This is a genomic window from Spirosoma sp., assembly GCF_026391055.1.
Lineage (GTDB): Bacteria > Bacteroidota > Bacteroidia > Cytophagales > Spirosomataceae > Spirosoma.
In genome coordinates, this window is record NZ_JAPLET010000030.1 from 140,423 (window position 1) to 153,163 (window position 12,741).

The 12,741-nt window shown below is 55.3% G+C and carries 9 protein-coding genes; 1 reads left to right on the top strand and 8 read right to left on the bottom strand.

From position 1 onward, the window contains the following. Window positions 1–21: 21 nt before the first annotated feature. Window positions 22–999, bottom strand: coding sequence for an aldo/keto reductase (locus NT073_RS29720; protein ID WP_297381435.1), 978 nt, complete (start codon window positions 997–999; stop codon window positions 22–24). Window positions 1,000–1,138: 139 nt separating this feature from the next. Here NT073_RS29720 and NT073_RS29725 point away from each other — a divergent pair, with 139 nt between their 5' ends. Continuing rightward, window positions 1,139–2,272, top strand: a complete 1,134-nt coding sequence (locus NT073_RS29725; protein WP_297381437.1) for a quercetin 2,3-dioxygenase — start codon at window positions 1,139–1,141, stop codon at window positions 2,270–2,272. Window positions 2,273–2,321: 49 nt separating this feature from the next. Here the strand turns inward: NT073_RS29725 and NT073_RS29730 are convergent, their stop codons facing one another. From NT073_RS29730 to NT073_RS29760, 7 genes are all read right to left on the bottom strand, one after another. After that, window positions 2,322–4,328 carry an FAD-dependent oxidoreductase gene (locus NT073_RS29730; RefSeq protein ID WP_297381440.1) on the bottom strand — a complete coding sequence of 669 codons (2,007 nt, stop codon included), beginning with the start codon at window positions 4,326–4,328 and terminating at the stop codon, window positions 2,322–2,324. A 24-nt stretch (window positions 4,329–4,352) separates the two neighbouring features. Next, a complete protein-coding gene (locus NT073_RS29735; RefSeq protein ID WP_297381443.1) occupies window positions 4,353–5,783 on the bottom strand; it encodes a RagB/SusD family nutrient uptake outer membrane protein in 1,431 nt (476 codons plus the stop codon). Window positions 5,784–5,818: 35 nt separating this feature from the next. After that, window positions 5,819–9,304 carry a TonB-dependent receptor gene (locus NT073_RS29740; RefSeq protein ID WP_297381446.1) on the bottom strand — a complete coding sequence of 1,162 codons (3,486 nt, stop codon included), beginning with the start codon at window positions 9,302–9,304 and terminating at the stop codon, window positions 5,819–5,821. Next, on the bottom strand, window positions 9,301–10,320 hold the full coding sequence (locus tag NT073_RS29745) for a FecR domain-containing protein (protein ID WP_297381449.1): 1,020 nt from the start codon (window positions 10,318–10,320) through the stop codon (window positions 9,301–9,303). The genes NT073_RS29740 and NT073_RS29745 overlap by 4 nt, the downstream gene beginning before the upstream one ends. Before the next feature lie 24 nt (window positions 10,321–10,344). Further along, entirely contained in the window at window positions 10,345–11,025 is a 681-nt protein-coding gene (locus NT073_RS29750; RefSeq protein ID WP_297381452.1) for an RNA polymerase sigma-70 factor, read from the bottom strand. 225 nt (window positions 11,026–11,250) lie between these two features. Further along, window positions 11,251–12,354 (bottom strand): AMP-binding protein, encoded by a 1,104-nt coding sequence (locus NT073_RS29755; RefSeq protein ID WP_297381455.1) that lies wholly within the window; start codon window positions 12,352–12,354, stop codon window positions 11,251–11,253. Continuing rightward, window positions 12,351–12,722 (bottom strand): photoactive yellow protein, encoded by a 372-nt coding sequence (locus NT073_RS29760; protein WP_297381458.1) that lies wholly within the window; start codon window positions 12,720–12,722, stop codon window positions 12,351–12,353. The genes NT073_RS29755 and NT073_RS29760 overlap by 4 nt, the downstream gene beginning before the upstream one ends. Window positions 12,723–12,741: the final 19 nt, after the last annotated feature.

Sequence of the window (12,741 nt, forward strand, 5' to 3'; positions counted from 1 at the left end):
TCGTGTGTTGAGTGTATTCGCTTAAATTCCGGCCACCGGATGGGGCTGGTACGCTTCTTCCAACTGCCGGATTTCGTCGTCCGACAGCGTCACGGTAAGGGCGCCAACGGCATCTTCCAGATGTCCGGGTTTGCTGGCTCCAATAATGGGGGCCGTAATAACCGGTTTGGAAAACAACCAGGCCAATGCAATCTGGGTGGCTGGGATACCCCTCTCGTCACCCATCCTCGTTACCAGATCAGCAATGGCGAAGTCGTCGTCGCGGGTGTACAACGATTTGCCGAACGCATCTGTTTTGGCGCGTTCTGTCTCATTGCGTTCTTTCGTCCGTTTGCCTGTCAGCAGTCCCCGCGCCAGTGGCGACCAGGGAATGACGGCAATGTTCTGATTCCGGCAAAAGGGTAGCATCTCGCGCTCTTCTTCGCGATAAACCAGATTGTATTGCGGCTGCATAGATACAAAGCGGGTCCAGCCGTTGAGGTCGGCTGTGTATTGCGCCTGGGCAAACTGCCAGGCATACATGGACGAAGCCCCAATGTAGCGGGCTTTCCCGGCTTTCACCACATCGTGCAGGGCTTCCATCGTTTCTTCGATGGGCGTGTTTTCGTCCCAGCGGTGAATCTGGTAGAGATCGACGTAGTCTGTACCGAGTCGTTTAAGACTGGCGTCGATAGCGCTCATGATGTGTTTCCGCGAAAGCCCTCTGTCGTTGGGACCGGGGCCCATCGGGTTGAACACCTTCGTAGCTAATACCACCTCATCGCGGGAAGCAAAATCGCGCAGGGCACGACCCACTACCTCCTCGCTGGCACCGGTGGAGTAAACGTCGGCTGTATCGAAGAAATTGATACCCAGGTCGAGGGCTTTCTGAATAAAGGGGCGGCTCTTTTCTTCGTCAAGTGCCCAGGGCCAGCGGTCTGTTGGCCGACCATAGGTCATGCATCCCAAGCAAAGTTTAGAGACCATAAGGCCGGTGTTTCCAAATCGAACGTATTCCATACTTATTTAGTAGACTGTATCCAAAAAGGTAACCGGCTAGGGCAGGCATAGTTTATTCTTTAGCCGGATTCGTGACGCTTTTTTATACCCGTCTATTTTGTTAACCTTGCGGCTTATCAAGCCCAATCCCTACTTGTTCATGGAAATGTCCACAAACACAAATCAATCCTCGCCTTCACAGGTCTATTCATCCATAACTGATGCCGAGACATTACAAAAAGGGACTGAAATACTGGGGGGCCTGGAAGGCGTTCAGGGCATTGAGCCAAAAGGCGAACTACCCGGTCAGAAAATTCCCTATTTTATTCGCAGTGGTGATGGCGAACGATATCTGGTGGGTAGCCTGGTCGTGAACCTGACGGCACGCGGTGTCGACACCGGCGATTTGTACGAATGGACCGTTATAACGGGCGGCAAAGGTGCAGCTATGCCTTCTCATGTCCATCAGACTACGCATGAAGCCCTTTTCGTCATCGACGGGGAAGTTGAGTTGTGGCTGGATGGACAGACTTATCGCTTGGGGAAAGGTGATTTTGCCAGCATTCCGCCATCCGTCTCCCATGCTTTTCGGACAAACTCCCACCGTACGCAACTAATTTCGATCAGCAGCGGCCCTCAACTGAGCGCGATGTACAAAGCGATTGGAACGCCCTACGCAGGCTATGTTCAGCCCGGCGATGCCATCACTGAACCGGATACCGAACGTTTAAAAGCGGCTGAGCAGGTGGCTGATGTGCTTTTTGACGGCAAATCACTCAACGGGCAGACGTTCGAGCCAGTTACGAATACCATTGTCCCAACTACCGCGGTGCCCTATGTGCTGGCCGCTGGCGAAGGCGACCGCTACACCCTGGGCGATCAGTTATTCAGTATCATGAGTGATAACGCCAGCACCAACGGCAAGCTGCTGGTTGTCATGACCGAAGGCCCCGCCGGGGATATGATCGGCAAACACTACCATCGGGAGCATACCGAAATGTTCTGCTGCGTCGATGGTATGATGAGCATGTGGCTAAACAAATCCCTGCTCGATATTTATCCGGGCGATTACGTGGCTGTTCCTGCCGGGGCTATCCACGCGTATCAGCTCCGGCGCAACTACACCCGTTTCGTGGGTATGCTGACACCGGGCATCTTCGAGGATTTTTTCCGGTCGGCGCATCCCTATCAGGACCACGTCTATCCACAGATACCATCCGGCGGACCCAATTTCGCCAAAGTCAGCCAGCTCGATCTGGTGCTGCTCGAACGCCCCGGCCCACCGAAGCACTGAGTTTATGTGGTGTCGGGTCTGAGAACCCGACACCACATAAATTAATTAATCAATTCGGCACAAACAGGACCGCATCAGCCACGACAATTCCGTCGGCATCTTTTGTCGATACCTCAACAAAGCTTTTCTTTCCCGGCAACAGATTATATGACCCGAGCGATACCCACTCGCCCGATGTCTGCCCCTCCACCCGAATGTCGCCCTCCCGAATGGTGATGGGCTTTGTCTGATTGCCATCCGACACCAGCAAGTTCGTTTTACTGGAAGCACCGGTCAGTTTAGGGATGTATATGTACGCGTGGTAGATACCCGCTTTGGTCACCGCCGGGCTGAACCGTACCGTCTTCACCGCCGACCCGCTGCCCGACGTGGTAAAATAGCTGGGGCCATACGCACCTTTCGGGTTGTCATCCCGCGTCCACTCGCCGGTGCGGGCTGTTTGAATCGGGTCGTCGTTGTCAACCAAAATTTCGGGCGTACTGCCATCGGCTAACGGGTTGGCTTTTAGCTGGCGCTGTAGTTTCTTCACATCAATTCCCTGTACCGATGTTTTTCCATCTATAGCCATGCTCGCGGCCACCGCCGACGATTGCGCCAGCACCATAAAGACCGGTTCCATACGGATAGAGCCATAGGCGATGTGGCTCGCCGACAGGCAAACCGGCACCAGCAGGTTCGTGCATTCGGCAGCTTTGGGCGTCAGGCAGCGGTACGAAATCGGGTAAGGCGGAAAACCACCCACTTGTACGTCGCCTTCGTTCTTGACCATTTTTACACCATTTTTCTCAACCACTAGCCGTTGGCAGTTGTGCGAATCCATCGTATAAGCAGCCATGCCCACGCCATCCGGCACCACCTCGCGACCCTGACAATTAGCCTGGGTCATGACGTGCGCCCCCACCATGCGCCGGGCTTCGCGAACGTACATCTGCGTCGACCAGTTGCCCGAGTCGGTGTATTCATCTTTCGGATAACCAAATTTGAGCATCTCGGTCTGGATGTCTTTGCGCATCCGTGGGTCATGTCCGATAAAATACAGCAGCCCTTTATTGTACAGCTCATGCTCGCGCTGAATAGCCGCCCGACGGGCATAACCGGCTTCGGGAAAGTCGTAGTTCAGGCCAATCATATCAGTCGAAAACGGGCCGTTGTTGTTTATATCCGTTTTCTGATTCGGCATCCGGTCGGGTTTGAGGATGGTGCTGAACGCCAGTTTGGGATTTTTTTCAATGGCTCGCAACAGTAGCTCGTAGCGGGTTGAATCGTAGCCTTCGGGCCGGGTGATGGGAATGCTGTTGGCCGGATCGCTGCTCAGGCAAATGCGGAAGTTATAGGCCTGTACATCTTTATTACCCGTTCCCGCAGGCAGTACTTTCGCCGTACTGATACCCCACAGCAAACCGCTCTCCGGCTTACCGGGTATTTTATACGGGTCCACGCCATCGACAAACTGGTGCTTGTCCAGCAGTTGAAAACCGTTGTAGGTTTCGCCATAGGTCTTGTTATCTTCGCGACCCACGGTGTAGCTGACACCCGCTTTGGCCAGCAAATCGCCTTCGTAGGTACAATCCAGAAAGACTTTGGCGTTAACGGTTCGGGTGGCAGTCCCCGCCAATGAAGACTCCAGGGTAATGCTCTGGATGGCGTTGCCCTGCTTCTTTACGGACTGAAGCCGATGTTCGTAAAGGACGCTGACATCTCCTCGTTTGATATATGATTTAAATAGGTCTTCTGCCACATGAGGTTCAAAAATCCATTGCTCGAACGTCCCGTAATGCTTGCCAATCTGTCGATAGTAATCGCGGGCAATGCCGGAAATGGCGTACTTGTTGCCGATGTCGGTGTAGCCCAACCCGCCGGTCGTGAGTCCGCCCAGGTGACGCCCCGGCTCGATCAGGATAACGGATTTCCCCTGTTGACGGGCGGTATAAGCCGCGATTACCCCCGCCGACGAGCCGCCATACACGCAGATATCGACCGTAACAGGCGCGGTCTGTGCGACTAGCTTACCTGCCAGGAAACACACTAAAAAAAGTAAACGAACTGAATTAGGCATAAGTAATTAGCAGGTTATAGCTTGTTAGTACCCCGGATTCTGGTCCAGTTTGGGGTTTACATCGCGCTCGGTCTGGGGAATCGGGAACAGGTAATGGTATTCGGCCACGGGAATGGTTGGGTTTTGTGCTTTCAGGGCGCTCACCAGCCGTTTGGTACGAACGAGGTCATACCACCGATGGCCTTCAAACGCCAGTTCCAGCCGACGTTCCAGCAGCACACTATCCCGAAACTGCGCCTGACTCAGGTTAGCGGTCAGGTTGGGCAGCCCCGCCCGGCTGCGAATCCGGTTTACCGTGGCGTAGGCATCGGCATTATTGGCGGTCTGCTCATTGAGGGCTTCGGCATACATAAGCAGCACATCGGCATAGCGCACAATGGGGTAATTATTACCGCCATCGCCATTGCCGGTAGCCGTTGGGTCCAGGTATTTGTAAACGTAGCAGGGGAACAGCACACTGGCCGGTGCCGCCGGGCTGCTGGTAGCACTGTAGAGCCTCAGCGTCACGTTCCGGCGTTTGTCGTCGGCGCGGTAAGCCCGGTACAGATTTTCGGTGGCGGGGTCATCGCCAAATCCGGCCACGCCGTTTACGCGGTCGAAGTTGGGGCGCATATATCCTTGCATCCAGCTTCCTTCGCCGAAACCACCACTCAAGGCCTGCATCTCAAAAACCCCTTCTTTCCCGTTCTTATTGGCAATCAGAAACGCATCGGCGAAGTTGGCCCAAAGGTCATAAACGCCCAGGTCAATAACTTCTTTGGCTTTTGCCGCTGCCTTCGGCCAGTCCTGCCGGGTCAGGTACACTTTCGCCAGAAAGGCTTTGGCAGCACCTTTGGTGGCCCGGCCACGATCCGCGACCGAGTAGGTTGCAGGCAGCACGGCTTCGGCATCGGTGAAGTCCTGAACGACGAGCTTATATACGTCGTCGGCCGATGCCCGCGCCACGGTCAGGTCATTGAGCGAAGTTGTTTCAACGGTAATGATCGGCACCCCGCCAAACAGTCTCACAAGGGTAAAGTAATAAAAGCCCCGCATGAATTTGGCTTCGGCAATGTAGCGGGCTTTCAGGTCATTGTCCATCGGAATACCGGGCACCCGGGCAATTACGGCGTTGGCTCGGTTGATGGCTGAATACACCGTCGACCAGATGGCCTGAAAGGTATTGGTAGCGGGCGTAAACGTGTATTTATCGAGGTCGTTCTTGGGCTGGTTGGCGGTCGAGCGGCCATTGCCCCACTCGGCATCGTCGGTAGCCTGATCCTGCAAGATCCACATCACCTGCGCATACAGGTTGGTGCTGTTTAACGGATCGTAAACTGCGCTGACAGCCGCTTTGGCATCGTCGGCATTTTTGTAAAAATTGGCCGGGGTAAAACTGGATTCGGGCTTCTGATCCAGCACATCGCAGGACGTTAACACCCCAATCAGGCAAAGAATGAATATGTTTTTTTTCATGGCTCAAAGATTATTAGGAGATGTAGGCTACATCATTAAAATCCTACGTTAAGGCCGAACAGGATAGTTTTAGCCGATGGATAGCTGGCATAATCGAAGCCCTGGCTGCGGCTGTCCTGCCCAAACCGGTTTACCTCCGGGTCGTAGCCCGAGTAGCTGGTCCAGGTCAGGTAGTTCTGCGCCGTCACGTACACCCGCAGCGACTGGATTTTCAGCGTTTTGAGCGCCGACGCAGGCAGGTTATAAGCCAGTTGAATATTCTTCAGCCGGAGATAAGACCCATCCTCAATCTGTCGGGTAGACACGCGGTTGGCCGGACGGGTGGTTGAGGCCCGCGGTATGTCGGTATTGGTGTTGGTGGGTGTCCAACGGTTCAGCATGTCGCGGTCCTGGTTGGTCGTGGCGTTGAGGTATTCGAGTTCATACCGATTGGCATTCAGGATATTATTTCCGTATACCCCTTGCAGAAAAGCCGTCAGTTCAATGCCTTTGTAGGAAAAAGTGTTACTCAGCCCGCCCAGGAACTTGGGTTGCGCCCGACCGATAATGGTGCGGTCGTTATCGTCAATTTTCTTATCGCCGTTGATGTCGAGGTACTTGCGGTCGCCGGGTTTGCGGGCCTGCGGGTCGGTGAGGGCGGCCAGTTCATCGGTGCTTTGGTAAAGGCCGTTCGTGACATAGCCGAAGAATGACCCCAGCGGCTCCCCTACCCGGATAATCCCCGAATTCAGTCCCTGTCCGATGTTAGCAACGCTACCGGCAAAAATCTGCGGAGCCCCGCCGATATCGAGCACCTTGTTCCGATTGAGGGCGAAGTTCAGATCGGTGCTCCACTTGAAAGCCCCGTCTAGGTTACGTGAAGAAATGCTGAGTTCAAACCCTTTGTTCTCCACTTTGCCAAGGTTTTTAAAGGCGCTTGAGAAGCCGGATGTACTGGGCACCGTCACGTTGAGCAGCAGGTCTTTGGTTCGTTTCAGGTACAGATCGGCCGTCAGGGTGATGCGGTTGTTGAGCAAACCGACGTCGACGCCCATATCGGCCTGGGTTGTCGTTTCCCACGACAGGTCGGGGTTGGCAATCTGATTGGGGCCTAAGCCCGTCGACACAGTGTTGCCGAACACGTAGTTTTGGGTGCCCAGCAGTGAGTAGGCCGGGTAATTGCCTACCCCATCCTGGTTACCCGTTGCGCCGTACGTAACCCGGAATTTAAGGTCGTTGATCACCCGATTATTTTTCAGGAATGCTTCTTCCGATACCCGCCAGGCCAAAGCTGCCGAGGGAAAATAACCGTACTGTTTGTTGGCCCCGAACCGCGACGAACCATCGCTCCGGAATGAGGCCGTGAGCAGGTATTTGTCTTTATAGCCGTAGTTGATCCGGGCCAGATAGGACTGTAATCCCCAGGTGCCAATGCTCGACGAGGGCGTGAGCGGCACCGAACCGGAACCCAGGTTGCTCGACCCGAGGTTATCGTTCACGAAGTTACGGGCCTGAGCCTGCGTATTTTCCGTACGATTTGCCTGTTGGGTATAGCCAAGCAATGCCGTTACGTTATGCACCGTATTGAACGTACGGGTGTAGGTCAGCAGGTTTTCGTTGAGCCAGGTCACTGACTGCCCGTTGAAGATCGAAGCGGCTCCCCCCTGCGCCAGCCCGCTGGACACCGAGCGGGGCAGGTACGAATCCTGCTTCTGCAATACCCCGTCTATACCCAGCAACACGCGTAGACTGAGTCCGTCAATAATCTGGTAGTCGCCGAATACATTGCCGAAGATGCGATACGCCGTGTTCCGGTTTTTATTGTCGCGGGCCAGTGCTACGGGGTTATCGGCGGTGAAGGCCAGCGCCGGGCTGGTCAGCAGATACGAGCCATCAGGATTGGTGACAGGCAGAATGGGCGGAAATTGCAGGGCCGCAATGGTCACTAAACCCGCGCTGCCCAAGTCCCCATCCGTACGCGCCTGATTGGTGACCGTACGATTGATCGTCAGGCTATTGCCGATCTTTATTTTGTTGGTCAGCTTGCGGTCCAGATTGATGCGAAAGGAATACCGGTCGAAATCGGAGTTGACGATGATGCCGCCCTGTTTAAAATACCCCCCGGCAATGGCGTACTGCGTTTTCTCGTCGCCACCGCTCATCGACAGCTGGTAGTTGGCAATGGGAGCCTGCCGGAAAATCTCGTCCTGCCAGTCGGTTCCTTCGCCAAAAGCGTTGACCTGCTCCTGGGTATACACCGCCGGCCGACCTTCGTTGGTGTTGGCATCGTTCACCAGTTGGGCATACTCCCGGCCATTGAGAACGGGGTATTTCCGGCGAACCGTCTGGATGCCGTAATAGGTATCCAGATTGATGGTCGATTTGCCGGCCTTCCCCCGTTTGGTTGTGATGATCACCACGCCATTCGAGCCGCGCGATCCATAAATAGCCGTCGACGAGGCATCTTTCAGGACCGAGATCGACTCGATATCGCTAGGGTTTAGCGTACTCAGCACGTTAAAACTCGACCCGCTGCTGGCCCCGTCGTTCTTGAAGGGAATCCCGTCGATGACGTACAGCGGCTCGTTATCGCCCTGGATGGAGTTGCCACCCCGAATCCGGATACTTGTCGTGCCACCCGGTGCGCCCGAGTTCTGAGTGATCTGCACCCCGGCGGCCCGGCCCTGCAAAGCCTGATCGAGGGAGGTAACAGCCACCTTCCGGATTTCGTCGACGGGTACGGTCGATACGGCGCCCGTCAGGTCGCTTTTCTTTACCTGCCCGTAGCCCACGACTACCACTTCGTTGAGTGCTTTGGTATCGGGCAGCAACTGCACATTAATAATTGTCTGGTTCCGAACAGCCCGCTCCTGGCTGACGTAGCCGACAAAGCTGAACACCAGCGTAACGGCCGATGCATCTGTTGGGATGCTTAGCTGGTAGCGCCCCTGGGCATCGGTCGTTGTGCCGCGCGAAGACCCTTTCACAACCACACTTACGCCCGGCAGGTCCTCTCCGGTTTCGCCCGTTACGCGCCCGGTTATCCGGACATCGGTCTGCAGTGCTTCCATCGGCTGCACCGTCGCCAGATTGGCAAGACCGGCCAGTGAAACAGAACCTGTTCCGGCGGTCGTCATAGGAATTGGCGCAGGCAGGTTAATAATTGCGCGGCTGCTGTTTTTAGGCGGCAAAATCAGATACGCCCCCGACCGCAGTTTCTTGAACCTAAGTCCGTATGGTTTCAGAAGCAAATCGAGGTTTGTTTCGAGCCGGGCATTGAAGTTGAGCGGTTCGAGCGGGCTCAGGTGCCGCGAGATAACCGATTCTTCGAACAGAATATCGACTCCATAATGCTCTTTTAGCTGCAATAGCGTTTGCTTAAGCGGCTGGCTGGTACCGATACCAGTGGTGTTCTTACCGGGTTGTTTACTATCGGTATGCTGCGGAGGGCGGGCAAACGCCAGAGTTTGAGCGACAGTATGCCCATAGCCCACGCTAATCAACCAGCCGGTTGTCAGGAGGAGCGGTAACGATTTCTTCATTGATTGAGCTGGGTTTCAAAAGGAGTTGAAAAAATGATAGACTGATCGCGGTGGCTAACCCGCAGGTTAAGCAGTTCGGCCAGGGCGTCGGCCAGTTCGTCCGACGAACCGGCGCGGATGGTACCCGTCAGGGTTCGTCGGGCGAGTGCGGGGTCTGAAAGCTGCACCGTTACGCCAAATACGGTCTGCATTTGAGAAGCCACTTCCCGTAGCGGAGTATCGTTAAAGCTAAACAGGCGGTATCGCCAGTGGGCAAACCGGGTGGTGTCGGCGCGGGCCTGTAACTGCAATGCTCCTTTATCGTCGAGCGTTACCCGGTCGCCGGGCTTCATCAGCAGATTCTGGGGTGGCTGATTGGCGGTAGCGTAGTGCAGGTTGACCTTACCCCGTTTCAGGACCACCTCAGCCAGGGTGGCCCGGCTGCGCACGGAGAATTCGGTCCCGAGCACTTCCACCGCCAGCCCGTTGGCGGCCTGCACCACAAAGGGCTGGTTGTTGGCCAGGTGCCGAATGTTGAAGACGGCATCGCCCGTTAGCACGACATCGCGGGAAAGCCAGCCATAGCCAACACGCGGCACCCGCAGCGATGAGTTGCTGTTAAGGGCAACCGTTGAGCCATCGGGCAAACTCACCGAACGGAGCTGGTGCGCTCCCGTCGTGATGGTGTTATACAGTATAGGCTCTCCGGCGAACCAGCCCCCAGCCAGCAGCAACAACGAAACCGAAGCAGCAACCAGCCAGCTACCCTGTTGCCAGAGCGTTCGTGGCTCAGCCGGTAGCTGACGCAACCGGAATGTCTGCTGCGGTACGGGCGAATCGAGTCGCTGGCGGAACTGGTCGAGATGATAGGGTACATCGGGGGCATATTGCGGGAAACTTCGCTCCCATTCGTCGAGCCACTGGAAATACGTTTCCCGGTTCCCGGCATCGGCCAGCCATTCACCAATTACTTTCTGCTGAACAGACGTGGCCTGCCCGGCAAAGTAGGTAAATAACAGTTCTTTAGTTGGTTTCATGATGAGGTCGTCTATCGTTGAGCGTTAGGAGAAAATCGTCAGCAGAAGCAGCCCCCAGCTAATCAGCTTCTGTTGCCGGAGAAACTGCCGAACGGTGGAAATGGCCCGCAGCAGGTGATTTTCAACGGTTTTGGGCGACAGGCTCATCTCGGCGGCAATTTCTTTGTAGGATTTCCCCTCGAATCGGCTCAACAGAAAAACCCGCTGCCGTTGGGGCGATAGCTGCTGAACGGCCTGCTCCAGCGCCCGGTACAGTTCATCCTGCTGCAACAGACGGTCGGGCTGGGTAGCATCGAGATCGGCCGGGTCCAGGTCCTCGGGCAGTGTCTCCTGCCGGTTCAGCTCCCAGCGCAGGCAATTGTAGGCCCGGTTTCGTACGGCCTGGTAGAGATAGGCCCGGTACGATCCCCTAACCTGCTTGTAAAGTTCTTTCTGGTAGAAGGTATAGAAGAGATCGGCTACTACGTCTTCGGCGGCTTGCCGGTCGTACATGAACCGAATAGCATGGCTGCAAAGGGGCGCAAAATATTGCCGGAAGAGCAGTTCACAACCTAGTTTAGGGTCATCGGCAAAGGCGTTGCGAATGAACAACTCGCTGTCAGCCGTCAGAGCGGGTGAAGCTTCGGTATCGCTCCGCAGCAAAGGCAATGACCCGGACGGTGCCGGGCCCGGTACATGCCGGAATGGAAACGCGTTAGCTGACATTAAATCGAAGGGTCTAGTAGACAGAAGACAAGCTCACGCCAAAAATCCCCCAATCGATTGTCATTTTTTATTTAGAAAATGCAAAATATGAGCTTATCCTCGGCAGCATCCTGCTGCCGGGTCGTCCGATTAGCTTAAGCCAACTAATTATTGCGGGTCTTTTCTTAGCCTAATAGCTCGACAGCAGGATGCTGTCTGATACAATACCTCTGGCCGACTTCGACTCTAGTAGATGTACAGATTCTGCGGAATTTCGGGGGCACTCAGGTGCTGCCGAACCCAATGCAGGAACGCGTCGCGGTTCGCTTCCGTCAGCGTCCGAAGCTGAACCGCTCCGTAAAGCTTTTGAACGCCCACATCCGCTTTAGCATATATGTCGCAGTTGGCTACCAGCGGGCATTCGCTGATCACCTGCCTGATGGCGGCTGGGTATACATTGACTCCGGCTATCGATACACTGTCATCTAACCGGCCCAGCACCCGTATCTCGGTAGCCGACACCCACTCCAGCCAGTCGGGGACGGGAAAGGATGCACCCGTATCGGTCCGGCACATTCTGACGGGCTCCTCCGGCAACCGGGTTACATAGGGAAACAACGTAAATGGCGCTTCGGACCGGTGCCGGTACCCAAGTCCACCGGTTTCGGATGAGCCGTAGATTTCCGTTAGGGACACGCTGGCGCTGATGAGCTGGTCGAACAGGCCCGGCGACATGGGCGCGGCTGATGATACCCCCCGACACGGCTGCGATTTTCCGGCCAGCAGAGACTGGTAGGCAAACTCCCAGGTAAAGGGGGTGCCTACCAACAGCGTATTGGCCGTTATGGCTGTTGCCGGGACATCCGCCAGCAAACACAAAGGAACGTCCCAGAGCGCCGGAAGCAGGACGGTGTAGATAAACCCGTAAATATGATTGGCCGGTACCAGGCTGATCACCCTGTCGGGGCGCGGTAACAACGTTGTCAGAAAGCGGGCTTCGTGCAGTAGCGACGCCATCGAATGCCGGACGGTCCGGGCGGCTCCGCTGGTACCTGACGTTCGAAACGTCAGGTAATCGTCTACTTGTGAGCGGGCTCGCAGAATACAGTTCACCCAGTGGTCGAGGGTGGTTCCAGCCAGCAGGTAGTTCTCAACGGAAGTGTCAAAAACGCCGAAGAACTCGTTGAGGTAAGCAGCCAGCTCCATGCGGCTGATGGAGTCGAGCCCTACATCCCGATACAGGTCCAGCTCTGCCGAAACAGCCGATGGCAAACCGGCATGGGGGTTTTGCAAAATCCGGCCCGCCGTATCGAGAATGATTCGCCGGACGTTAGCGGATGTCCAGATCATGCCTTACGATTAACCAGAAAATACTGATAACGGCTCTCCGGCGACTTGAGCAGCCTCAGACGGACCTTAGTTGGTGCCGTTACGTAGGATAGAATATAGTCCAGCTCTTCGTCGAGCGTTGGCTGGCCATATTTGGCGGCAACCATCTGATTGTTGGCGCAGGGGGCAATCTGAGTAAAATAGTACTTGCCCACAGCGTACTCTTTTGAGATACCTGTAATGTGGGATTCCGATTTACAGTACGCAACGACTAGCCCATCACGGCTCATACGAACCACCCCAAAAGGAGCGTCTTCAAGCTGCTCATCAGTCTGCTTTTCCAGCCAGTCGATGAGGTTTAAATCGGAAAAATGTACTGTCTGATTCATGGGTTGGCTATAAATTCAA

Excerpts from the sequence above, each read along its gene's own strand:
- NT073_RS29735 (WP_297381443.1), bottom strand. The coding sequence starts at position 5,783 with ATGAAAAAAAACATATTCATTCTTTGCCTGATTGGGGTGTTAACGTCC.
- NT073_RS29725 (WP_297381437.1), top strand. The coding sequence starts at position 1,139 with ATGGAAATGTCCACAAACACAAATCAATCCTCGCCTTCACAGGTCTAT.
- NT073_RS29730 (WP_297381440.1), bottom strand. The coding sequence starts at position 4,328 with ATGCCTAATTCAGTTCGTTTACTTTTTTTAGTGTGTTTCCTGGCAGGT.
- NT073_RS29745 (WP_297381449.1), bottom strand. The coding sequence starts at position 10,320 with ATGAAACCAACTAAAGAACTGTTATTTACCTACTTTGCCGGGCAGGCC.
- NT073_RS29740 (WP_297381446.1), bottom strand. The coding sequence starts at position 9,304 with ATGAAGAAATCGTTACCGCTCCTCCTGACAACCGGCTGGTTGATTAGC.
- NT073_RS29760 (WP_297381458.1), bottom strand. The coding sequence starts at position 12,722 with ATGAATCAGACAGTACATTTTTCCGATTTAAACCTCATCGACTGGCTG.
- NT073_RS29755 (WP_297381455.1), bottom strand. The coding sequence starts at position 12,354 with ATGATCTGGACATCCGCTAACGTCCGGCGAATCATTCTCGATACGGCG.
- NT073_RS29750 (WP_297381452.1), bottom strand. The coding sequence starts at position 11,025 with ATGTCAGCTAACGCGTTTCCATTCCGGCATGTACCGGGCCCGGCACCG.
- NT073_RS29720 (WP_297381435.1), bottom strand. The coding sequence starts at position 999 with ATGGAATACGTTCGATTTGGAAACACCGGCCTTATGGTCTCTAAACTT.